Raw genomic sequence first — 22,284 nt, 5'->3', positions numbered from 1 at the left:
GATGAGGCCGTTCAAGAGATGAGACCCGCCTCGCGGGCGAGGTCGATCAGCGGGCGCTGGGGCCGCGCGCCCATCTGGCCGATGATCTCCCCCGCCGCCAGCGCGCCGAGGCGCAGGCTGGTGGCCGGGTCGAGGCCGCTCGTATAGCCCGTGAGGAAGCCGGCGGCGAAGAGATCGCCCGCGCCCGTCGTGTCCAGCACCCGCTCCACCGGATGGGCCGGCACGCTCACCACCGCCTCGCGGGTGACGAAGGAGGCGCCCTTCTCCGAGCGCGTCACCACGGCTTCCTTCGCATCCTTGCGCAGGGCCACCACGGCGGCGTCGAAATCGGCGGTCTCGTAGAGCGACTTCAGCTCGCCCTCGTTGCAGAACACGAGGTCCACCGTGCCGGAGATGATGAGGTTCTTGAACTCGGCGCGGTAGCGGTCCACGCAGAAGGTGTCGGAGAGGGAGAGCGCCACCTTGCGGCTGGCGGCGTGGGCGATCTTCGCGGCGGCGAGGAAGGCCTCCTTGGCCGCCGGCGGGTCCCACAGATAGCCTTCCAGATAGGTGACGGCCGCGCTTTCCACCATGGCGGCGTCAATGTCGGCGACGACGAGATTCTGCGCGGCGCCGAGATAGGTGTTCATGGTGCGCTCGCCGTCCGGCGTCACCAGGATGAGGCAGCGCGCGGTGGCCGGGCCGTCGGTGGCGGCGGGAGTGCCATAGGCGACGCCGGCGGCGCGGATGTCGTGGCCGAACACGGTGCCGAGCACGTCGTCCTTCACCTTGCCGATGAAGCCGGCCTTGCCGCCCAGCGAGGCGACGCCCGCCGCGGTGTTGGCGGCCGAGCCACCGGAGGCCTCGGTGCCCGGCCCCATGGCGGCATAGACGGCTTCCGCCCGCGCCTCGTCGATGAGCGCCATGCCGCCCTTGGCCATGCCGTGCTGCGCGAGAAAGTCCTCCTCGGCGCGGGAGAGGACATCGACGATGGCGTTGCCGATGGCGAGGACGTCGAGGGCAGAGGCGGTCACGGGGAGGTCTCCGGAAGATTCGGCGAGGGGTAGCACCCGCCCTGATGCGGTGCAATCGCCGCGCCCGCAGCCGTCGCCTACCCCTTAACCTTTTCGCAAGGAATGCCGCCCGCCCCGCCCGGGCCCGCGCCTTCGCACTTGCAACGGGAGCGGCGTTCTGAACAATTCCATCCGTCTGCTTACAAACGGGGCCTGCCCGAAGCACAGGCGGGAGCGCACGTTGCGGAGCGTCACGAGACGTGATGCCGCGCGGGATCTTCCGGGTGCTAAAGGCAGGTTCGGCGGCGCACCAGCGGGGGCACGGCGCGTCGGGATTCTACGGCGACGAGAGGGACCATGTCGCGCAGGTATTTCGGAACGGACGGCGTGCGTGGGCGCGCCAATGCCTCGCTCACGGCGGATCTGGCGCTGCGCGTCGGCATGGCGGCGGGGCTGGTCTTCCAGCGCGGCGAGTATCGCCACAGGGTGGTCATCGGCAAGGACACGCGCCTCTCGGGCTACATGATCGAGAACGCGCTGGTGGCGGGCTTCACCTCGGTGGGCATGGACGTGCTGCTGCTCGGTCCCATGCCGACGCCGGCGGTGGGCATGCTCACCCGCTCCATGCGCGCCGACCTCGGGGTGATGATCTCCGCCTCGCACAATCCGTTCGACGACAACGGCATCAAGCTGTTCGGCCCGGACGGCTACAAGCTCTCCGACGAGGTGGAGCGCGAGATAGAGGAACTGATCGACGAGGACCTCGCCAAGCGCCTCGCCAAGCCCGCCGAGATCGGCCGCGCCCGGCGGCTGGAGGGCGTGCACGCCCGCTATATCGAATATGCCAAGCGCACCCTGCCGCGGGACCAGTCGTTCGAGGGCCTGCGGGTGGTGGTGGATTGCGCCCACGGGGCCGGCTACCGCGTGGCGCCGGAGGCCCTGTGGGAGCTGGGCGCCGAGGTGATCGCCATCGGCGTCGAGCCGGACGGCATGAACATCAACCGCGAGGTGGGCTCCACCTCCCCCGCCGCCCTCTCCGCCAAGGTGCGCGAAGTGCGCGCGGACATCGGCATCGCGCTGGACGGCGACGCCGACCGGGTGATGATCGTGGACGAGAAGGGCCACACGGTGGACGGCGACCAGCTCATGGCCGTCGTCGCCGAGAGCTTCAAGGAAGACGGCCGCCTCGCCCGCGACGGGCTGGTGGCGACCGTCATGTCCAACCTCGGGCTGGAACGCCATCTCGCCGGCGAGGGCATCACCATGGCCCGCACCGCGGTGGGCGACCGCTACGTGCTGGAGCGCATGCGCGCCGACGGCTACAACGTGGGCGGCGAGCAGTCCGGCCACATCATCCTGTCCGATTATTCCACCACCGGCGACGGCCTCGTCGCGGCATTGCAGGTGCTGGCGGTGGTGGCGCGGCAGGAAAGGCCCGTCTCCGAGGTCTGCCACCGCTTCGATCCCCTGCCGCAGATCCTCAAGAACGTGCGCTACGGCGACGGCGCACCCCTGGAAAACGAGAAGGTGAAGCTCGTCATCGCCGATGCCGAGCGCCGCCTCTCCAACCACGGCCGCCTGCTCATCCGCCCCTCGGGCACCGAGCCGGTCATCCGCGTGATGGGCGAGGGCGACGACCGCGATCTCGTCGAGACCGTGGTGGACGAGGTGATCGACGCCCTCCAGCGCGCCGCGGCCTGAGCGCCGCCTCCTTCCACAACCGTCGCCCTCCGGCTTGACCGGAGGGCCCATGGCTCGTCCGGGTGCTCACGCCGGGAAAGCCGCGCAACCCCTCCCTGCCGCCCGCGCTTTCGGCGCGATGGGTGGTCCGGTCAAGCCGGACCACGACGGCGGCGAGGGCCGGCCCCCGCGGGGGCGAAGCGCTCCAAATTCCTTTGCTGCGCCAGAGCTTAACGCTTCATCAGGGTTAATCCGGCCTTAAGCCTCCCCGTGGCACACATCCGTCCAGAGCATTTCTCGGGCGGGTCGTCATGATGGGTGTGTTTGGTCGGGCCGGGCGTCTTCTTCTGGCCTCTCTCGTGATCGCGGCGCTGGCCGGCCCGGCGCACGCCGCCGACAAGGCGGATGCGGAGATGGAGGCCATGATGGCCTCTCTCGGCAAGCCGGGCGACTTCTCCCTCGCCGCCCCGACGGTAAGCGAGGATGCGGCGGCCGGCTGGTATTTCCGCGCCGACGTGGGCTACGTCCCCGCGAGCAGCGCGAGCCTCTCCGATCTCGGCCTGCCCACCGGGCTCGATGTCTCCGGCGCCGGCTGGTCGCTGGGGGGCGGCATCGGCTATCGCTTCCTGCCGTTCCTGCGCGCCGAGGTGAGCCTCGACTATCTCTCCCTCGGCTCGGCCAGCCTCTCGCCGTTCGGGCCGGGCGTCGGCGCCAGCGCCACGGTGGGGCTCGCCAGCGTCTACTGGGACATCATCACGCTGGCCGGCTTCACGCCGTATCTGAGCGCCGGCGCGGGCTTCGCCATCAACACGCTGGACGCCCCGGCGGGGCTGCAGCCGGCGGGCCATTCCTGGGACTTCGCCTGGTCGGCCGGGGCCGGCGTGTCCTTCGCGGTGAGCAGCAGCTTCAGCCTCGATCTCGGCTACCGCTATCTCGACCTCGGCAGCCCCGCCTATGCTGGCGGCCTCGCCCTGGGCAATTCCACCGCCCAGCAGGTGCGCTTCGGCCTGCGCTACGCGCTGTAGGGGGTGGATCGCGCGTCCGGGTGCCGCTCTCGCGCCCCGGCGCTCTAGTGCATTGCCCCGCTGCGCGGACCTTTTGCGCTGGACCCCGGATCGGCGCTCCGGCTGCGCCGTCGCTTGTCCGGGGAACTGGGCTGCCCCCTCTCCCCGTGCGGGAGAGGGCTGGGGTGAGGGGTTTTCTCTCCCCTCGACCGAAATCGGGACAAGCGGCGCCAGCCCCCTCACCCCCGCCCCCGCTCCCGTCCGAACTCGGCTGTTGCCGAGTTCGGTTCGTGAAGGTCGAAGTCGGCAACAGCCGACTTCGAGGGGAGAGGGGAGAGCACCTCCCCTCCGCTTTTCCCTTGCCGCGCCGGGCGGCGGCTCCTATGTGCAAGGCGTGCTCGACCGCCCCACCTATCCCGGCACATCGCATCGGGAGCCCGTCTTCAACGTGCCCGGCGCGGTGGCGGTGATGGCGCTTGGGCTGGTGGCGATCCATGCCATCCGCGTGCTGCTGCTGTCGCAGGACGCGGACATCGAGGTCCTCACCTATTTCGCCTTCATCCCGGCCCGCTACACCCTGCCGGACACCATGTTCTACCTGCCGGGCGGCATCGGCCCGAAGCTGTGGACCGTGGTGAGCTACGCACTGCTCCACGCCAACTGGATGCACCTCATCGTCAATCTCGTGTGGCTGCTGGCCTTCGGCACGCCGGTGGCGCGGCGATTCGGCTCGACGCGCTTCTGGCTGTTCTGCGCGGTGACGGCGGCGGCGGGCGCGGGGGCGCACTATCTCGCCAATAGCGACGCCATTGCGCCGCTCATCGGCGCCTCGGCGGCCATTTCCGGCACCATGGCAGCGGCGGTGCGCTTCACCTTCGCGCCCGGCGGCGCGCTATCCAGTTACCGCACCATCTTCGCCGATCACCAGCCGGCCGGCTCGCTGAGGGAGAATTTCAGCGACAAGAGAGTGCTGATCTTCGTGGGCGCGTGGTTCGCCTTCAACCTCCTGTTCGCGTTCGGGGTTTCCCTGCCCGGAACGGAGGATGCGGAGGTGGCGTGGCAGGCCCATATCGGCGGCTTCGTCGCCGGCCTGCTGCTGTTCCCCCTGTTCGATCCGGTGCCGCGCCGGCGGGTGGCCTGAGCGGGATTCATACTGCCAAGGTCGTGGTGCGCGGACTGCGCTGCGCGCTTGCGTCGCACTGCGATGCGAGGGATCATCCCTGTCCGGATCGTTTCCAGAGAAGGCCCCGTCGGCGGAGCGGGCCCCTGGATCCACCAGCTAGGGAGAATGCGCCAATGTCCGTGACCGTCATCCTGAGCCGCAAGGGCAACGACATCGTCACCCTGTCCCCCGACGCCACCCTCGGCGATGCCGTGGCCAGCCTCGCGCGCAACCGCATCGGCGCCATCGTCGTCACCAATGGGGACATGGGGGTGGAGGGCATCATCTCCGAGCGCGACGTGGTGCGCCTCATCGGCGAGCGGGGCGTGGACGTGCTGGCCGAGCCGCTCGCCGGGCTGATGACCAAGGCGGTCGTCACCTGCGCCCCCGACGAGACCGTGCCCCAGATCATGGAACGCATGACCCGCGGCCGCTTCCGCCATGTGCCCGTGGTGTCCGGCGGCAAGGTCGTGGGCATCATCTCCATCGGCGACGTGGTGAAATATCGCGTGGAGGAAATGGAGCGCGAGAGCGCCCAGCTGCGCGACTACATCATGTCGGCCTGAGGCGGCCGGGAAGCGGAAATCCGAACCGCCGTCATCCCCCGGCTTGTCCGGGGGATCCACGTCTCCGCCTGTCTGGCGCTCGGATCGGCAAGACCCGGCCCGGCCAACGGTGGATCGCCCGCACAAGGCGGGCGATGACAGCGGGGTCATTGATCCGCCGCGCTGCGTAGTCGGACGCTCTCAGGTCTTGCCCGCTGCGCGGGACTTTTGCGCTGGGCCCCGGATCAGCGCTCCGGCTGCGCCGTCGCTTGTCCGGGGCACGACTTCGCCCTCCGGCCGGGCCGGAGGGCGAGGGTCAGCGAAGACGCCACCTCACGCGCCGGGCTGGCGCACCACGCGCAGGTAGGGCTTCACGGTGGTCCAGCCGTCCGGGAACTTCTCCTTGGCGGCATCGTCCGAGAGCGAGGGGACGATGATGACGTCGTCGCCGTTCTTCCAGTCCACCGGCGTCGCCACCGAGTGCTTCGCCGTGAGCTGGAGGCTGTCCACCACGCGCAGGATTTCCGCGAAGTTGCGGCCGGTGGAGGCCGGGTAGGTGAGCGACAGCTTCAGCTTCTTGTCCGGGCCGATGATGAACACCGAGCGCACGGTGAGCGTGTCGTTCGCGTTGGGGTGGATGAGGTCGTAGAGGTCGGAGACCTTGCGGTCGGAGTCGGCGATCAGCGGGAAGTTCAGGGTGGCGCCGGTGGCGTCCTTGATGTCGCCCACCCAGGCCGGATGATTGTCGATGGCATCCACCGACAGGCCGAGCAGCTTCACGCCGCGCGCGTCGAAGTCGGGCTTCAGGTGGGACGCCTGGCCCAGCTCGGTGGTGCAGACCGGGGTGAAGTTCTTGGGGTGGGAGAACAGGATGCCCCAGCTGTCGCCGAGCCATTCATGGAACTTGATGGGGCCTTCGGTGGTCACGGCCTCGAAATCCGGCACCACATCGCCCAGTCGCAGCGTCGCCATGGTCATCTCCAATCAACATCTGAAAACTGTATATGTGAATATTATACCGCAATATCGATGGATTTAAAGCAGATTCACGCGAAGGCGACCACTGTCGTCTCCCGCTGCGCCACCGCGGTCCGCTGCGGCGGGCGCCCAGCGCAACGCAAGCTCCGTCATCCAATCAAAGCGGGCACCGTATGGTGCTGATACGATCACGGCGTGTCGCGATCGAGGGCGGCAATCACGATCCAGAACGCAATCGCCCGTGCGGCGGTCTGCGACACAAACGGAGGACGCTTCCATGAAACGCATCCTGGCGGCTGCACTTGCCGCATTCCTTCCCATCCAGAATGCCGGGCTCGCCGTGGCCTGCACGGCGGTGAACGTGGTCGCGGCCGACAAGACCGTGATCGCAGGGCGCACCATGGAATGGGCGTTCGACATGAAATGGACGCTCAAGAGCATCCCCAAGGGCACCACCCTGACGCTCACCGCGCCGGCCGACCTCGGCCTGCCCGAGAAGAAGGTGGCGACGCTCTATTCCGCCGTCGGCATCAGCGCCGAGGTCATCCCCGGCGGCGCCATCATCGAGGGGCAGAACGCGGCCGGCCTCGGCATGAGCGGCAATTTCCTGCCCGGCTTCACCACCTACCAGACGGTCACCAAGGCGGACACGGCCTACGTCTCCATCCTGGGCTTCGGCGCCTGGGCGCTCGGCATGCACGGCACCGTGGCCGACATGCGCGCCGCTTTAGAGAAGACCAAGGTCTGGGCCGACGCCTCGCTGCCGAGCGGGCCGACGCCGCCCACCATCCACATGGTCTTCACCGATCGCTCGGGCGCCAGCATCATCGTGGAATATGTCGGCGGGCAGTTGCAGATCCACGACAATGTGGCGAGCGTGCTCACCAATTCGCCGCCCTATGACTGGCACCTTCTGAACCTGCGCAACTACCTCAACCTGTCCACCATGGGCGTCAACGAGCGCCGGTTCGGAACGGCCAATGTCACAGCCATCGGCCAGGGCGGCGGCGCCACCGGGCTGCCGGGGGACTTCACCCCGCCCTCGCGCTTCGTGCGCGCGGCCTTCATGCGCCATTCCATGGCCCAGCCGAAGGACGCCGCCGACGCCGCCGCCGCCATCGGCCACATCCTCAACACGGTGGATATCCCGCTGGGCGTCGCGCAGAGCAAGGACGGCGACGCGGTGGTCTCGGACTACACCCAGTGGGTGGCCATCAAGGACCTCACCCACAACAAGCTGATGATCACCGACTACGCCCACCGGACGACGTTCCTGACCCTCGATCTCGACACCATCTTCGCCCAGGACAAGGCGAGCGCGCGGCTGATCACGGACCTGCCGTTCCCGGCGGCGGTGGACGGGACGGCGGCGCTGAAGAACTGAGCCGGCGGGATAGCGCGCCGCGCCTCACACGAGGGCGGTGCGCACCTCCCTCTAAACCAGGGCGCTACGCGCCGCCCTCTAAACCAGAGCGCTACGCGCCGCCCTCTAAACCAGAGCGCTACGCGCCTCTTGCTCGCCCACCTCGAACACCCGCTTGTAGCGATCGACCTCGCTGGGCGGGCCCATAGCCTTGGTGGGATTGTCGGAGAGCTTCACCGCCGGATGGCCGTTGGCGGCGATCACCTTGCAGACGATGGAGATGGGATCGAGCGCCCCGTTGGGCGCCAGGCCCCGGAAATCGTTGGTGAGCAGCGTGCCCCAGCCGAAGCCGAGGCGGATGCGGCCGGCGAAGGTGCGGTGGATGCGCGCCACCTCCTCCGCATCGAGGGCGTCGGAGAAGATGGCGAGCTTCTCCCGCGGGTCCTGCCCGCGGGATTTCCACCAGGCGATGGCCTCCTCGCCGCCGGCGATGGGCTCCTTGCTGTCGATGCGGATGCCGGTCCAGTGCGTCACCCAGTCGGGGGCGCGTTCGAGGAAGCCGCTGGTGCCGTAGGTGTCGGGCAGGATGACGCGCAAATTGCCGTCGTAATCGTCCTGCCAGTCGGCGAGCACCTGATAGGGCGCCCAGCGCAGTTCGTCGTCGTTGCGGGCGAGGGCCGCATAGACCATGGGCAGCTCGTGGGCGTTGGTGCCCGTGGCCTCCACCTCGCGGCGCATGGCGATGAGGCAGTTGGAGGTGCCGAGGAAGCCCTCGCCCAGCCCCTCGATCAGCGCCTGCACGCACCAGTCCTGCCACAGATAGCCGTGGCGGCGGCGGGTCCCGAAATCGGCGATGTTGATGCGGCCGAGGGACTTCAGGAACTCCACCTTTTCCCACACCCGCGCCATGGCCCGGGCATAGAGGATCTGCAGTTCGAACTTGCCCATACCCTTCAGCACGGCGCGCGAGCGCAGCTCGTTGATGATGGAGAGGGCGGGGATCTCCCACATGGTGGTTTCCACCCACGGCCCCTCGAAGGTCAGCTCATACTGGCCGTCCACCTTCTCCAGGTGATAGGCGGGGAAGCGGAAGCCCTCCAGCCAGGCCACATAGTCCGGCGAGAACATCTGCCGCTTGCCGTAGAACATGTTGCCGCGCAGCCAGGTGCTCTCGCCCCGGGTGAGCGAGAGGGAGCGCACATGGTCGAGCTGCTCGCGCAGGGCGCCGATGTCGATGATGTCGGCGAGCCGCACCGAGGTGGAGCGGTTGTGGATGCCGAAGGTGACGCGGGTCGCCCGGTGCCGGTTGAAGATCGTCTGGCCCATCAGCAGCTTGTAGAAGTCCGTGTCGAGCACGGACCGCACGATGGGGTCGATCTTCCAGGTGTGGTTGTAGACGCGCGTGGCGATGTCGGTCATGGGCGCCGTGGCCATGTCGTTGCGGTGCGGTGTGGCGGGGCAGGCGGACGACCGCGCGGGAGCCCCGACAGGGCGGGATGGTATCTATAGCATGCCAAGCGCGATCGTCGCGGGTCTCTGCGATCCATTCGCAGCAGGATGCGGAATCAGCGCCCGCTCAGCGGCAGCCTTTGCGGGCCTCCCAGGCCTGCACCTCGTTCACATAGCGCTGCTGGTCCGGCGTCAGCTTGCCGAACGGGGCGTAGCAGCGGGCGCCGAAGGTGGCGATGGCGTCCTTGGTCTTGAAGCAATAGCCCTGCTCCGCATAGACCGCGTTGCGCTGGTACCAGAGCGCCTTGCAGGAGAGCTCGCTCAGCGCCTGCGCCCTCGCGCCCGAGACGAAACCTGCGCCCGAGACGAAAGCCGTCGCCGCGAGTGCCCCAAGGACAAGCGCCCCGAGCGCCCTCCCCCTACCTCTCGCCATCCCCGCCTCCCCCAATTGCCGCACCCTGTCACCGCCCGAGGCGGGCGGGGCATGCAGTTCGCAGCATTATTGCTCAGGCGGCACGAATGTCATTCCGTTTCTTCCCATAGAAGCGAAAACGGTGCGGGCGTATCCAAGACGAAAGTCCAAGGCCGCGAAGTTCCCCCGTGAAGATCCCTGAAGGATCGCGGCCGGCGAGGACGAAGCAACAAGACCAAAGGCATCAAGCCAAAGGGAGGACTGCCATGGCCCGCATGCGCGCCGTCGACGCCGCCGTCCGTGTTCTCGAGAAGGAAGGCATCTCCTGCGCCTTCGGTGTTCCGGGCGCGGCCATCAATCCCCTCTATTCCGCCATGAAGGCGCGCGGCTCCATCCGCCACGTCCTCGCGCGCCATGTCGAGGGCGCCTCCCACATGGCCGAAGGCTACACCCGCGCGGTGGCCGGCAACATCGGCGTGTGCATCGGCACCTCCGGCCCCGCCGGCACGGACATGATCACCGGCCTCTATTCGGCCTCGGCGGACTCGATCCCGATCCTGTGCATCACCGGCCAGGCGCCCCGCGCCCGCCTCTACAAGGAAGACTTCCAGGCGGTGGACATCGAATCCATCGCCAAGCCCGTCACCAAGTGGGCCGTCACCGTGCGCGAGCCGGCGCTGGTGCCCATGGTGTTCCAGCAGGCGTTCCACGTCATGCGCTCCGGCCGCCCCGGCCCGGTGCTCATCGACCTGCCCATCGACGTGCAGATGGCGGAGATCGAGTTCGACGAGGAGACCTACGCGTCGCTGCCGGTCTACAAGCCGTCCGCCACGCGGGCGCAGATCGACAAGGCGATGGGGATGATCCTCGACGCCAACAAGCCGCTCATCGTCGCTGGCGGCGGCATCATCAACGCCGATGCCTCCGATCTCCTCGTGGAGTTCGCCGAGTTGACCGGCATCCCGGTCATCCCCACCCTCATGGGCTGGGGCACCATTCCCGACGACCATCCGTTGATGGCCGGCATGTGCGGCCTCCAGACCTCGCACCGCTACGGCAATGCGAACATGCTGGCGTCCGACTTCGTGGTCGGCATCGGCAATCGCTGGGCCAACCGCCACACCGGCTCGGTGGAGGTCTACACCCAGGGCCGCAAGTTCATCCACGTGGACATCGAGCCCACCCAGATCGGCCGTGTGTTCGGCCCCGACTTCGGCATCGTCTCCGATGCCAAGGCGGCGCTGGAGCTGTTCGTGACCGCCGCGAAGGAACTGAAGGCGGCCGGCAAGCTGCCCGACTGGACCGCGTGGGCCGACGAATGCCTCGCCCGCAAGCAGACCATGCTGCGCAAGAGCCACTTCGACGCCGTGCCGCTGAAGCCCCAGCGGGTCTATGAGGAGATGAACGAGGCGCTGGGCAAGGACGTCACCTACGTCTCCACCATCGGCCTCTCGCAGATCGCCGGCGCGCAGTTCCTGCACGTCTACCATCCGCGCCACTGGATCAATTGCGGACAGGCCGGCCCCCTCGGCTGGACCCTGCCGGCGGCCCTCGGCGTGCGCGCCGCGCGGCCCGACGCCAAGATCGTCGCGCTCTCGGGCGACTACGACTTCCAGTTCCTCATCGAGGAGCTGGCGGTGGGCGCCCAGCACAAGCTACCCTACCTGCACGTGGTGGTGAACAACTCCTACCTCGGCCTGATCCGTCAGGCGCAGCGCGGCTTCAACATGGACTTCGAGGTGAGTCTCTCCTTCGACAATATCAACTCGGAGGAAATCGGCGCCTACGGCGTGGACCATGTGGCGGTGGCCGAGGGCCTCGGCTGCAAGGCCATCCGCGTGCGCACCCCGAACGAGTTCAAGGATGCCTTCGCCAACGCCCAGAAGCTCATGGACGAGCATCAGGTGCCGGTGGTGCTGGAGTTCATCCTGGAGCGCGTGACCAACATCGCCATGGGCGTCGAGATCAACGCCGTGAACGAGTTCGAGGAAGTCCTCGACGTGCCGCTCAGCGACGTGCGCGCCCTGGAGCCGGCCGAGTAAGGCCGGCGCACCGGCGTCGGCACCGCACAGGACGTCATCCCCCGGCTTGTCCGGGGGATCCACCCCTCCCCCGGAAGCCCCTCTCAACAAAACCGTGGATGCCCCGGACAAGCCGGGGCATGACGGTGCCGGGAGGAGCCATCCTGCCCACTCCTCAAAGAACCGGGCTCAGCCCGCGGAGAGACGCATGCCCAAGTTCGCCGCCAATCTCACCATGCTGTGGAACGAGATCGATTTCCTCGACCGCTTCGAGAAGGCCGCCAATGCCGGCTTCACGGGCGTCGAATATCTCTTCCCCTATCCCTATGAGAAGGACGCGCTGGCGGAGAAGCTGGCGAAGTACAATCTCACCCAGGCCCTGCACAATCTGCCGGCCGGCAACTGGGCGGCGGGCGAGCGCGGCATCGCCTGCATTCCCGGCCGCGAGGGCGAGTTCCAGGACAGCGTGGGCAAGGGCATCGAGTATGCGAAGGCCCTGAACACCAAGGCCATCAACTGCCTCGCCGGCCTCACCCCCAAGGACGTGCCGGCCGAGACCGTCCACGAGACCCTCATCAAGAACCTGAAGTTCGCCGCGGCGGAGCTGAAGAAGGCGGGCATCCCGTTCGTCGTCGAGGCCATCAATACACGCGACATCCCCGGCTTCCACCTCACCAATACCAAGCAGACGCTGGCGGTGCTGGATGAAGTCGGCGCGGACGACATCTTCTTCCAGTACGACATCTATCACATGCAGATCATGGAAGGGGATCTCACCCCGACCATCCGCGCCAACATCGCCCGCATCAAGCACATCCAGCTGGCGGACAATCCGGGCCGCGGCGAGCCGGGCACGGGCGAGATCAACTATCCCTTCCTGTTCAAGGCCATCGACGACACCGGCTACGACGGCTGGATCGGCTGCGAATACAAGCCGAAGACCACCACCGACGACGGCATCGGCTGGTTCGCCCCCTACAAGGGCTGAGCAAGTCCCCATTATTCACCGTCATGCCCCGGCTTGTCCGGGGCATCCACCCCTCCACCTCGACCGCGCTTCGGACATCTCATCCCGCGCGGGCCCGAAGTGGATCCCCCGGACAAGCCGGGGGATGACAAACGCGACAATGGGGCGAGTGTCCCGCTCGACCGCGACCAAAAGCACTCTTCAGGAGAAACGCACATGAACGTGGGATTCATCGGCCTTGGCATCATGGGCGCCCCCATGGCCGGCCACCTCATCGACGCCGGGCACACGCTGTTCGTCTATGACGTGGTGAAGGTGCCGGAGGCGCTGACCGCCAAGGGCGCCACCGCCTGCGCCTCCTCCGCCGAGGTGGCGAAGCAGGCCGACATCATCATCACCATGGTGCCGGATACCCCGCACGTGGAAGAGGCGCTGTTCGGCAAGGGCGGCGTCGCCGAAGGCCTCTCCGCCGGCAAGATCGTGGTGGACATGAGCTCCATCTCCCCGGTCGCCACCAAGGGCTTCGCCCAGAAGATCAACGCGCTCGGCTGCGACTATCTCGATGCCCCGGTCTCCGGCGGCGAGGTGGGCGCCAAGGCCGCCTCCCTCACCATCATGGTGGGCGGGCCGGACGGCGCGTTCGACACGGTGAAGCCCCTGTTCGAGAAGATGGGCAAGAACATCACCCTCGTGGGCGGCAATGGCGACGGCCAGACCACCAAGGTGGCCAACCAGATCATCGTCGCGCTGACCATCGAGGCGGTGGGCGAGGCCCTGCTGTTCGCCTCCAAGGCGGGGGCCAACCCGGCCAAGGTGCGCGAGGCGCTGATGGGCGGCTTCGCCTCGTCCAAGATCCTTGAGATCCACGGCGACCGCATGGTGAAGCGCACCTTCGATCCGGGCTTCCGCATCGAGCTGCACCAGAAGGACCTGAACCTCGCGCTGCAGAGCGCCAAGGCGCTGGGCGTGAGCCTGCCCAACACCGCCACCTGCCAGGAGCTGTTCAACGCCTGCGCCGCCCACGGCGGCTCCAAGTGGGACCACTCCGCCATGGTCAAGGCGCTGGAGCTGATGGCCAACCACAAGGTCGCCCCGGACGCCTGAGGGCGCCCCACCACCCCCAGAGCCACGACACCCTTGGCGACGCGCGGCGCGTTCCCTGCCCCGCGTCGCCGGCACCCCGGACGGGTCCGCCGCGGCCCCTTCGGAAGAGGCGCGCCGACAGCGTTCCCGGCGCGCCTCCGCCGCCTCAAATTGCGCCCCCACCTCCGGCGCCGAACGGGGGGCGAAGCGGAAGCCTCACCGCCTGCAACGGTCAGCCTTGCTGCCGTTTATGCGACTTTATGCGTACATCAAAGGCGCGCATGATGCCGCCTAAAACGCATTGAACCGAGCGCGAACGCGCCGGGCCGGAGGACGAATCATGCCCAACAAGCGCCACCCCACCCTCAAGCGCCAGCGCGCCACCAAGATCGTCGCCACGGTCGGGCCCGCCTCCAACAGCGAAGAGAAGCTGAAGGCGCTGTTCCTCGCCGGCGTGGACGTGTTCCGGCTCAACTTCTCCCACGGCACCCAGGCCGATCACGGCGAGGTGCTGGCCCGCATCCGGCGGCTGGAGAAGGAGATGAACCGGCCCATCGGCGTCATCGCCGACATGCAGGGCCCGAAGCTCCGCATCGGCCGCTTCAAGGACGGCTCCATCGCGCTCAAGGCGGGCGACGTGCTCCACTTCGACGCCGACGTGGATCGCCCCGGCGACGAGACCCGCGTGCCGATTCCCCACCCCGACATCCTTGAGGCCCTCACCGTCGGCTCCACCGTGCTGTGCGACGACGGCAAGGTGCGCCTGAAGGTGGTGAAGAAGGGCGCTGGCTTCCTGGAAGCCCAGGTGGTGGCGGGCACCAAGCTCTCCAACAACAAGGGCTTCAACATCCCCGACGTGGTGCTGCCCCTCTCTCCCCTCACGGAGAAGGACCGCCACGACCTCGAATTCGCCTGCGAGGCGGGGGTGGAGTGGATCGCCCTCTCCTTCGTGCAGCGCCCGGAGGACATCCACGAGGCGCGCGGCCTCATCAAGGATCGCGCCGCCATCATGCTGAAGATGGAGAAGCCCGCCGCGGTGGAGCATCTCACCGAGCTGGTGGAGCTCTCCGACGCCATCATGGTGGCGCGCGGCGATCTCGGCGTGGAAATGTCGCTGGCCGAGGTGCCGGCGCTGCAGAAGCGCATGATCGCGGAATCCCGCAAGTACGGCCGCCCGGTGATCGTGGCGACGCAGATGCTGGAATCCATGATCACCGCCCCCGTGCCCACCCGCGCCGAGGTGTCGGACGTGGCCACCGCCGTCTATGAGGGCGCGGACTGCGTGATGCTCTCCGCCGAGACCGCCGCCGGCCAGTTCCCGGTGGAGGCCGTGACCTTCATGGACGACATCATCCGCCATGTGGAGTGCGATCCCGGCTACCGGCAGGTGCTCGACGCCACCCAGTCGGAATGGGGCAAGACCATCGGCGACGCCGTGACCAAGGCCACCTATCAGGCGGCCATCGCGGTGGATGCCTCGGCCTTCGTCGCCTTCACTTTGTCGGGCACCACGGGCCTGCGCGCCGCGCGCGAGCGGCCCGCCATTCCGATCCTCGGCCTCACCCCCAAGGTCGAGACCGCGCGGCGCCTCGCCTTGTCCTACGCCGTGCACGCCGTGCATATGAAGGAGGACATCCACTCCTTCGGCGAGATGGTGGACACCGCCGTGCGCACGGCGGTGGAGCATGGCCTCGGCAAGCCGGGCGACCGCCTCGCCATCACTGCCGGCGTGCCCTTCGCCAAGCCCGGCACCACCAACATCATGCGCATCACCACCATCGGCGCCACCAACCCGCCCTCGCGGGACGACTTCGACACCGGGGCGGCGAAAGGGACCAAGAGCAAGGTCCACGCCTGAGGCGTGCGGAACAGGCAGGCGCGCACGCCAGACGTGCGCGCGGCTCCCCCATCGGTTGAGTCAGGCCTTTCAATGCGCGCCGTAATGTGCCGCGCGTTGACGCATGCGGCAGCCTGAAATCGTTTTCTGCGGTACGTCAGAGCTCTAACGGCATTTTCAGGGCTGGACGAAGGCCACCCCCTGCGGTCTATGCTGGGCTATTCACAGCCCAGCCGGCCGAGATATGCCCGTCGAGATCGAGCGCAAATTCCTCGTGACCTCCCACGCTTGGCGGGAGGGCGCGCGTGCCACGCCCATCCGGCAGGGCTACCTGTCCCACGACGGGGCCACCGTGCGCATCCGTATCGCCGATGGCGACGCCTTCATCACCGTGAAGGGCAAGACGCAGGGCCTCGCGCGCGCCGAGTTCGAATATCCCATCCCCCTCGCGGACGCGCGGGTGATGCTGGAGACGCTCTGCGCCCGGCCGCTGATCGAGAAGACCCGCTATTCCGTCCAGCACGCCGGCCGCCTGTGGACCGTGGACGTGTTCGAGGGCGAGAATGACGGCCTCGTCATGGCCGAGGTGGAACTGGACGGCATCGACCAGCAGGTGGACCTGCCCGACTGGGTGGGCGAGGAAGTCACCTCCGACCCCCGCTACCGCAACTCCTCGTTGGTCAGCGCCCCGCTGGGGTATGGGAAGTAGGGCGCTCGCCTGAGGGCGACGCGGTTCCCCGGACAAGCGACGGCGCAGCCGGAGCGCTGATCCGGGGCCAGCGCAAGGCTCCCGCGCAGCGGGCAATTCCTGAGAGCGGCTGGATCACGAAGCGCCTGCGGCGGCCTTTTGCGCTGGACCCCGGCTCGCATTCCGCTGCGCTGCATGCGTCCGGGGAACCGACACGCAACAGCGGCCCCTCAGCCCCCGCCCTTCCCCGCAAGCATCGCCTCCACCGCCAGCATGTCGCGCCAGGCGAAGCGCTTGCCGAGCGGCGTGCGCAGCAGGTAGGCGGGGTGGAAGGTGGCGATGGCGCGGATGGTGCGCGTGCCGGTGTCGTAATCCATGAAGCGGCCGCGCAGCCTGGTGATGCCCTCGGTGGTGCCGAGCAGCGCCTGCGCCGAGGGTCCGCCCAGACACACGAGAATGTCCGGGTCCGCCAGCTCGATCTGCCGGGCGATGAAGGGCAGGCACACCGCCGTTTCCTGCGGCGTCGGCGTGCGGTTGCCCGGCGGGCGCCAGGGAATGACGTTGGCGATGAAGGCGCTGGTGCGGTCGAGGCCGATGGAGGCCAGCATCAGGTCCAGCAGCTTGCCGGAACGGCCGACGAAGGGCAGGCCCTGCTGGTCCTCGTCGCGGCCCGGCGCCTCGCCCACGAACATGACCTTCGCGGCCGGATTGCCATCGGCGAACACCAGCCGGCTCGCGGTGCGCTTCAGCGCGCAGCCCTCGAAGCCGTCGAGGATCGCCTTCAGTTCATCGAGGCTCGCGGCGGCCCGGGCGGCCTCGCGCGCGCCCATCACCGCCTCGTCCGGCGGCTGGGTCACAAGGGTGGGTGTCGCCGGAGGTGCGGGCCGCGCGGGCTGGTTGCGGGAGGGGGCCGGGCGGCTCGGGGCAAAGCCCGCCGGGCCGCCGGACGCCGCGCCGGTGGAGCCGGCCTCGCGCATCGGGGGCGCCGGGGGCCGGGACCGGCTCGGCTCGGCGGCGCTCTCGGCGAAGCGGTCCACCGGCACCTCGCCGATGGCCACGTCCACGCCCGCCTCCCAGTGGAAGGCGAGAATGTCGGCCCAGTCGGCGAAGTCCCTGTCGGCGGTCACGCTCATGAATTCCTTTTAGCCATTGAAGCGCCCAGCGCGAAGCCCGGCATGCCGCGCCGCACCACACTTTCCAGTACAGCGGCATTATATTCCCACATACGGAAAGATGTTGCCCTAAACGGCAGTGCGCGGTTGTCTTTGCCGGCGTGTCGTGGAAAAAGTCCAATCAACGGGATTGACGGACGGGAGCAGGCGTATGAGCGCGGCGGAGCTGCCAGAGCGCGAAGGCATGGATTATGATGTGGTGGTGGTCGGCGCCGGCCCTGCGGGCCTTGCCACCGCCATCCGCCTGAAGCAGCAGGCCGCCGAGCGCGGCACCGACATCTCCGTCGTGGTGGTGGAGAAGGGCTCGGAAGTCGGCGCCCACATTCTCTCCGGCGCGGTCATCGATCCGGTGGGCCTCGACGCCCTCGTTCCCGGCTGGCGCGAGGAGGCGGATGCGCCCCTCACCGTGCAGGTCACGGACGACGCCTTCTACCTGCTCGGCCCGGCCGGCGGTGTCCGCCTGCCCAATTTCGCCATGCCGCCGCTGATGAACAATCACGGCAATTTCGTCGGCTCGCTGGGCAATGTCTGCCGCTTCCTCGCCCAGAAGGCCGAGGCGCTGGGGGTGGAGATCTACCCCGGCTTCGCCGCCGACGAGATCCTCTATGACGACAAGGGCGCCGTCACCGGCATCGCCACCGGCGACATGGGCGTGGACAAGAACGGCGTCCCCAAGGGCGAATTCACCCGCGGCATGGAATTGCGCGGCCGCTACACCGTGTTCGCCGAGGGCGCGCGCGGGCACCTGACGAAGCAGATCATCGCCAAGTATGACCTCGGTGCCGGCCGCGACGTGCAGAAGTTCGGCATCGGCCTGAAAGAACTGTGGAAGGTGAAGCCGGAGAAGCACAAGCCCGGCCTCGTGCAGCACGCCTTCGGCTGGCCGCTCGACGGCAAGACCGGCGGCGGCGCCTTCCTCTATCACATCGACGACGAGCAGGTGGTGGTGGGCTTCGTGGTCCACCTCAACTACCAGAACCCCTGGCTCTCGCCCTTCGACGAGTTCCAGCGCTTCAAGACCCATCCCACCTTCCGCGACACCTTCGAGGGCGGCAAGCGCATCGCCTACGGCGCCCGCGCCATCACCGAGGGCGGGTACCAGAGCGTGCCCAAGCTCTCCTTCCCCGGCGGCGTGCTGGTGGGCTGCGCGGCGGGCTTCGTGAACGTGCCGCGCATCAAGGGCAGCCACAATGCGGTGCTCTCCGGCATGCTCGCCGCCGACCACCTGCTGGACGCGCTCGCCGCCGAGCGCGGCCACGACGAGCTTTCCAGCTACGAGGCGGCCTGGCGCTCCTCGGCCATCGGAGCGGACCTGAAGAAGGTGCGCAACGTGAAACCGCTGTGGTCCAAGCTCGGCACCTTCGTCGGCATTTCGCTCGGCGCGCTGGACATGTGGACCAACACGTTCGGCTTCTCCCTGTTCGGCACGCTGAAGCATGGCAAGACCGACGCCGCCTCGCTGAAGCCGGCCAAGGACTGCAAGAAGATCCAGTATCCGCGCCCCGATGGCGTGCTGACCTTCGACAAGCTCTCCTCGGTGTTCCTCTCGAACACCAATCACGAGGAAAACCAGCAGGTGCATCTGGTGGTGAAGGACATGGCCCTGCAGAAGGCGTCCGAGCACGACGTCTATGCCGGCCCTTCCAACCGCTACTGCCCGGCCGGCGTCTATGAGTGGATCGAGGAGGGGGCGGACGCGCCGCGCTTCCAGATCAACGCGCAGAACTGCGTCCACTGCAAGACGTGCGACATCAAGGACCCCAACCAGAACATCACCTGGACCGCCCCGGAAGGCGGCGGCGGGCCGAACTATCCGAACATGTGAGGCGACACGCCCTTCATGAAACCATGCCCGGGCGAGATCCCGGGCATGCATCCGGAAAATCGCTCAAGTCGCAATATTCCCCTACGGAATATTCCGATAGGTCAAGCCAATAGTCTTCGCGCTGCAATACAAGATTTGTCCCCGCGCCCCTCGATCCGAGGTGGACCCTGGCACCCGTCACGGCTACTCCTGCTTGCGTGACTGTCAGGGAAGTTGCACAAATGGCCACGAAGACGAAGGCGCCCGCTTTTGGCGGGCTCGACCGGTCGAAGACGCTCGCCGAAAACACGGTGAACGCCGGCCCGGTGGTGCTGGATTCCAACGTCACCCTCAAGAACCCGGACGGCACCGGCTTCCAGGGCGGCAGCCTCAGCGTGAAGCTGGCGAATGCGGGGGTGGATGATCACCTCTCCATCGCCGCGGTCGGCGGCATCACGCTTCAGACAGATGCCGGCACCGGCACGACCTCCGTCTTCTACAACGGTGCGCGGATCGGCACGGAGACGGTCTCTAGCTCGACGATCACGGTGAGCTTCGACCAGCCGGCGAGCGATGACGCCGCCACGGCCCTCGCCCGCGCCATCGCCTATTCCAACCCCAGCAACACCCCCTCCGCCGCCACCCACGCGGTGACCTTCACCGCCGTCGACGCCGAGCACAGCTCGATCTCCGCGACCATGCAGCTGAAGGTGAAGGCGGAAAACGATGCGTCGGTCATCTCAAATCTCGGCCCCGTCTCGTCCCACAGCCCCTACAGTGCCGCCGCGGGTTTCATCATCGACGGCGACGCCCAGGTGGCGAACGCTGATGGAACAGGCTTCAAGGGCGGCAAGCTGACCGTCCATGTCGACGGCGCGACCGCCACGGACCAGCTTTATCTGGCCAGCGGGTCGTTCAGCGTTTCCGGCACCAAGCTGATGCTGGATGGCAAGCAGGTGGGCACCGTTTCCGCCAACGGCGCCTCCGGCCACGATCTCGCGTTCACCTTCAAATCAAACGTCGCCGTTTCAGACGCGCAGATGAGCGCGCTGATGGATCAGGTTTCCTATCGATCGACTGCCGCTTCTTTGCCGACCACGACGCGTGACGTGACTTTCACGGTCACCGACGCGGAGAAGAGCGCGGTGAGCGCGCACGTCAGTCTCGTTTACGAGAATCAGGCCCCGACAATCCTCTCGGGCAGCCCGGCCGGGGGGATCACGCTCATCTCTGTCAGCGCGTCAGGGGCGGGCGGCCAAGGCTCCAGCTTCGGACCAACGGTCTCAGCGGATGGCACGGAAGTGGCTTTCACATCCTACGCTTCCAATTTTGCCGGCGAAACCAACACATTCTATAAAGAGTTTTACGTAAAAAATCTTGCAACAGGGTCTGTAACCCTTGTTTCAACGAATGCCGACGGCATTTCCGGCGGCTCGAATACGGCTCATCTTTTCCAGACGTCGGACAGCACTTTTTCGCAGGATGGCCACAAGGTGGCATTCGTTTCATCTGCGTCGAATCTTGTGCCGGGAGACACCAATGCGGCAGAAGATGTTTTTGTGAAAGACATACATACCGGCGCGATTACGAGAATTTCAACCAATTCATCTGGCGGCCAGATCGATTCCTGGAGCGGACGACCGGCCTTTTCACCCGATGGGACAAAGGTTGTATTTGAATCCGGCCGACAAGATCTTCCCGGAGATACAGATAGCAGCGGCCTCTACGTGAAAGATCTGGTCACAGGCACCACAACTCAGATATCAATCAATGCTCCGTATGTTACCTACCATACACGCGGCTTTAACCCAACCTTTTCGCCGGACGGAACCAAGATCGCGTTCGCTGCAGACGGCAATGCAGGCGGCCCGAATCTTCTTGGCGGGAGTACGTGTATCTACATCAAGGATTTGACAACCGGAGACGTGACTTATGTGTCCGCTGTGAGCGCACATGAGGTCCGACCCGTCTTCTCGCCGGACGGCACCAAGATCGCGTTCGTCTCCAACGAAAGCTCAGTCGTCCCCGGAGGCGAGATGTGGGGTACCCACCTCTACGTGAAGGATCTTCAGACGGGCGAAATCACCCGTGTGAGTGCGCCGGGCGGGGTTCTGCCGAACGACGGGGTTGTCGGCGATCAATTTGCATTCTCGGCCGATGGCACCAAGATCGTCTTCTCGTCTTCGGAATCAACGATGCCCGGCAACACCAACGGCGCCTCGAACATTTTCGTGGCTGATCTGGAAACCGGAGCCATTACCAAGGTCGCAGCCAATACCACCGGGATCAGCACCGGCCTTGCCTTCACGCCCGATGGCGCGCACGTCATCTTCGCATCCGACGCAACCGATCTCGTCGCCAACGACACCAACGGGGCGACCGACCTCTTCATGGCGTCGATCCCCGCCACCTCCGTCACCAGCGCCACCCTCACCGAGGACGCGGCGCGCAAGACGCTGAATGCGGCGGGCACCTTCTATTTCGCCGACCAGGATGCCAAGGACACCCATGCGGTGAGCGTCGCCGCGCCGGAAGGGGCGCTGGGCACGCTTTCCGCCAAGGTGGTGAGCGACATGAACGGCACCGGCGCCGTGGTGTGGTCCTATGTGGTGGACGAGACCAAGGTGGAGCCGCTGGCGGCCGGCCAGACGAAGGTGGAGACCTTCGCGCTGACTTTGGACGACCACCATGGCGGCACCGTCACCCAGAATGTGAGCGTCACCCTCACCGGCACGGGCGGCAGCGCGCCCATGGTTGCAAGCTTCGCCCTCGCGCCGGAGACCACGACCATGGCGGCCGCGTCGGACGCATCGGCCTCGGGCCCGGACCTGTGGGCGGCGGCGATGGCCAGCCTGTCGGGCGTCGGCGAGAGCCTGCCCGGCCTGTTCGACGTTCTGGAAAAGCGCGCCGCTACGCTGGAGGCGGCCCACGTCCACGGCACCGCGCACGACACCGCCATCGCCGAAGTCCTGCAGACTTTGTGGAGCGACATCTCAAGCCACGGGGCGGGCCCGGCGACGGCGCATGATGTGGCCGCGGGCATCGAGGCCGTCGCGAACCATCTGCGGGAGGCGCTGCGCGCCGGCCACGATGGCGGCCACCTCCTCGTCTGAGCACGGGCCGGGGG

Annotated in this window: 17 protein-coding genes; 12 read left to right on the top strand and 5 right to left on the bottom strand. The window is 67.3% G+C overall.

Features of this window, described 5'->3' with window-relative positions; all coding sequences use genetic code 11:
- Window positions 1-11: 11 nt before the first annotated feature.
- Window positions 12-1,013, bottom strand: coding sequence for an adenosine kinase (locus XAN126_RS0102750; RefSeq protein ID WP_024277073.1), 1,002 nt, complete (start codon window positions 1,011-1,013; stop codon window positions 12-14).
- Window positions 1,014-1,349: 336 nt separating this feature from the next.
- On the opposite strand from XAN126_RS0102750, the gene glmM reads away from it, so the two are divergent.
- The 4 genes from glmM (at window position 1,350) to XAN126_RS0102730 (ending at window position 5,404) form a co-directional block, all read left to right on the top strand.
- Window positions 1,350-2,693 (top strand): phosphoglucosamine mutase, encoded by a 1,344-nt coding sequence (glmM, locus tag XAN126_RS0102745; protein WP_024277072.1) that lies wholly within the window; start codon window positions 1,350-1,352, stop codon window positions 2,691-2,693.
- 290 nt (window positions 2,694-2,983) lie between these two features.
- Window positions 2,984-3,697, top strand: coding sequence for an outer membrane beta-barrel protein (locus tag XAN126_RS0102740; protein ID WP_024277071.1), 714 nt, complete (start codon window positions 2,984-2,986; stop codon window positions 3,695-3,697).
- Window positions 3,698-4,070: 373 nt separating this feature from the next.
- Window positions 4,071-4,817: a rhomboid family intramembrane serine protease gene (locus tag XAN126_RS28855; RefSeq protein WP_038225592.1), complete on the top strand. Its 747-nt coding sequence runs from the start codon at window positions 4,071-4,073 to the stop codon at window positions 4,815-4,817.
- Window positions 4,818-4,972: 155 nt separating this feature from the next.
- Window positions 4,973-5,404, top strand: coding sequence for a CBS domain-containing protein (locus XAN126_RS0102730; RefSeq protein ID WP_024277069.1), 432 nt, complete (start codon window positions 4,973-4,975; stop codon window positions 5,402-5,404).
- A 312-nt stretch (window positions 5,405-5,716) separates the two neighbouring features.
- On the opposite strand, the gene XAN126_RS0102725 is transcribed toward XAN126_RS0102730, so the two are convergent.
- A complete protein-coding gene (locus XAN126_RS0102725; protein ID WP_024277068.1) occupies window positions 5,717-6,355 on the bottom strand; it encodes a peroxiredoxin in 639 nt (212 codons plus the stop codon).
- A 283-nt stretch (window positions 6,356-6,638) separates the two neighbouring features.
- Here XAN126_RS0102725 and XAN126_RS0102720 point away from each other — a divergent pair, with 283 nt between their 5' ends.
- Entirely contained in the window at window positions 6,639-7,745 is a 1,107-nt protein-coding gene (locus XAN126_RS0102720) for a choloylglycine hydrolase family protein (protein WP_024277067.1), read from the top strand.
- A 105-nt stretch (window positions 7,746-7,850) separates the two neighbouring features.
- Here XAN126_RS0102720 and pncB read toward each other — a convergent pair whose 3' ends face one another.
- Together pncB and XAN126_RS0102710 are read right to left on the bottom strand one after the other, a co-directional pair.
- Window positions 7,851-9,143, bottom strand: a complete 1,293-nt coding sequence (gene pncB, locus XAN126_RS0102715; protein ID WP_024277066.1) for a nicotinate phosphoribosyltransferase — start codon at window positions 9,141-9,143, stop codon at window positions 7,851-7,853.
- A 157-nt stretch (window positions 9,144-9,300) separates the two neighbouring features.
- The gene (locus XAN126_RS0102710; protein WP_024277065.1) at window positions 9,301-9,606 is read right to left on the bottom strand and encodes a YARHG domain-containing protein; all 306 of its coding nucleotides are present in this window, start codon (window positions 9,604-9,606) and stop codon (window positions 9,301-9,303) included.
- Between the two features lie 245 nt (window positions 9,607-9,851).
- Here XAN126_RS0102710 and gcl point away from each other — a divergent pair, with 245 nt between their 5' ends.
- The 5 genes from gcl to XAN126_RS0102685 all read left to right on the top strand — a co-directional run bounded on the left by gcl (window position 9,852) and on the right by XAN126_RS0102685 (window position 16,202).
- A complete protein-coding gene (gene gcl / locus XAN126_RS0102705) occupies window positions 9,852-11,627 on the top strand; it encodes a glyoxylate carboligase (protein ID WP_024277064.1) in 1,776 nt (591 codons plus the stop codon).
- 187 nt (window positions 11,628-11,814) lie between these two features.
- A complete protein-coding gene (hyi, locus tag XAN126_RS0102700; RefSeq protein WP_024277063.1) occupies window positions 11,815-12,594 on the top strand; it encodes a hydroxypyruvate isomerase in 780 nt (259 codons plus the stop codon).
- 99 nt (window positions 12,595-12,693) lie between these two features.
- Entirely contained in the window at window positions 12,694-13,677 is a 984-nt protein-coding gene (gene glxR, locus XAN126_RS0102695) for a 2-hydroxy-3-oxopropionate reductase (protein WP_280938285.1), read from the top strand.
- A 319-nt stretch (window positions 13,678-13,996) separates the two neighbouring features.
- Entirely contained in the window at window positions 13,997-15,514 is a 1,518-nt protein-coding gene (pyk, locus tag XAN126_RS0102690) for a pyruvate kinase (protein ID WP_024277061.1), read from the top strand.
- 223 nt (window positions 15,515-15,737) lie between these two features.
- On the top strand, window positions 15,738-16,202 hold the full coding sequence (locus tag XAN126_RS0102685; protein ID WP_024277060.1) for a CYTH domain-containing protein: 465 nt from the start codon (window positions 15,738-15,740) through the stop codon (window positions 16,200-16,202).
- A gap of 209 nt (window positions 16,203-16,411) precedes the next feature.
- On the opposite strand, the gene XAN126_RS0102680 is transcribed toward XAN126_RS0102685, so the two are convergent.
- Window positions 16,412-17,314, bottom strand: a complete 903-nt coding sequence (locus XAN126_RS0102680; protein WP_024277059.1) for a uracil-DNA glycosylase — start codon at window positions 17,312-17,314, stop codon at window positions 16,412-16,414.
- Between the two features lie 190 nt (window positions 17,315-17,504).
- Here XAN126_RS0102680 and XAN126_RS0102675 point away from each other — a divergent pair, with 190 nt between their 5' ends.
- On the top strand, window positions 17,505-19,178 hold the full coding sequence (locus XAN126_RS0102675) for an electron transfer flavoprotein-ubiquinone oxidoreductase (protein WP_024277058.1): 1,674 nt from the start codon (window positions 17,505-17,507) through the stop codon (window positions 19,176-19,178).
- Between the two features lie 221 nt (window positions 19,179-19,399).
- Window positions 19,400-22,270 (top strand): VCBS domain-containing protein, encoded by a 2,871-nt coding sequence (locus XAN126_RS26775; protein ID WP_024277057.1) that lies wholly within the window; start codon window positions 19,400-19,402, stop codon window positions 22,268-22,270.
- Window positions 22,271-22,284 lie beyond the last annotated feature (14 nt).

The organism is Xanthobacter sp. 126, from assembly GCF_000526175.1.
Classification (GTDB): domain Bacteria; phylum Pseudomonadota; class Alphaproteobacteria; order Rhizobiales; family Xanthobacteraceae; genus Xanthobacter; species Xanthobacter aminoxidans.
This window is presented reverse-complemented; position numbering and strand designations above follow the sequence as displayed.

What these genes read in the sequence shown, in the direction of transcription:
- pyk (WP_024277061.1), top strand. Translation starts at nt 13,997, where the DNA reads ATGCCCAACAAGCGCCACCCCACCCTCAAGCGCCAGCGCGCCACCAAG.
- XAN126_RS0102680 (WP_024277059.1), bottom strand. Translation starts at nt 17,314, where the DNA reads ATGAGCGTGACCGCCGACAGGGACTTCGCCGACTGGGCCGACATTCTC.
- XAN126_RS0102725 (WP_024277068.1), bottom strand. Translation starts at nt 6,355, where the DNA reads ATGGCGACGCTGCGACTGGGCGATGTGGTGCCGGATTTCGAGGCCGTG.
- XAN126_RS0102675 (WP_024277058.1), top strand. Translation starts at nt 17,505, where the DNA reads ATGAGCGCGGCGGAGCTGCCAGAGCGCGAAGGCATGGATTATGATGTG.
- gcl (WP_024277064.1), top strand. Translation starts at nt 9,852, where the DNA reads ATGGCCCGCATGCGCGCCGTCGACGCCGCCGTCCGTGTTCTCGAGAAG.
- XAN126_RS0102730 (WP_024277069.1), top strand. Translation starts at nt 4,973, where the DNA reads ATGTCCGTGACCGTCATCCTGAGCCGCAAGGGCAACGACATCGTCACC.
- XAN126_RS26775 (WP_024277057.1), top strand. Translation starts at nt 19,400, where the DNA reads ATGGCCACGAAGACGAAGGCGCCCGCTTTTGGCGGGCTCGACCGGTCG.
- hyi (WP_024277063.1), top strand. Translation starts at nt 11,815, where the DNA reads ATGCCCAAGTTCGCCGCCAATCTCACCATGCTGTGGAACGAGATCGAT.
- XAN126_RS0102685 (WP_024277060.1), top strand. Translation starts at nt 15,738, where the DNA reads ATGCCCGTCGAGATCGAGCGCAAATTCCTCGTGACCTCCCACGCTTGG.
- XAN126_RS0102720 (WP_024277067.1), top strand. Translation starts at nt 6,639, where the DNA reads ATGAAACGCATCCTGGCGGCTGCACTTGCCGCATTCCTTCCCATCCAG.
- glmM (WP_024277072.1), top strand. Translation starts at nt 1,350, where the DNA reads ATGTCGCGCAGGTATTTCGGAACGGACGGCGTGCGTGGGCGCGCCAAT.
- pncB (WP_024277066.1), bottom strand. Translation starts at nt 9,143, where the DNA reads ATGACCGACATCGCCACGCGCGTCTACAACCACACCTGGAAGATCGAC.
- XAN126_RS0102710 (WP_024277065.1), bottom strand. Translation starts at nt 9,606, where the DNA reads ATGGCGAGAGGTAGGGGGAGGGCGCTCGGGGCGCTTGTCCTTGGGGCA.
- XAN126_RS0102740 (WP_024277071.1), top strand. Translation starts at nt 2,984, where the DNA reads ATGATGGGTGTGTTTGGTCGGGCCGGGCGTCTTCTTCTGGCCTCTCTC.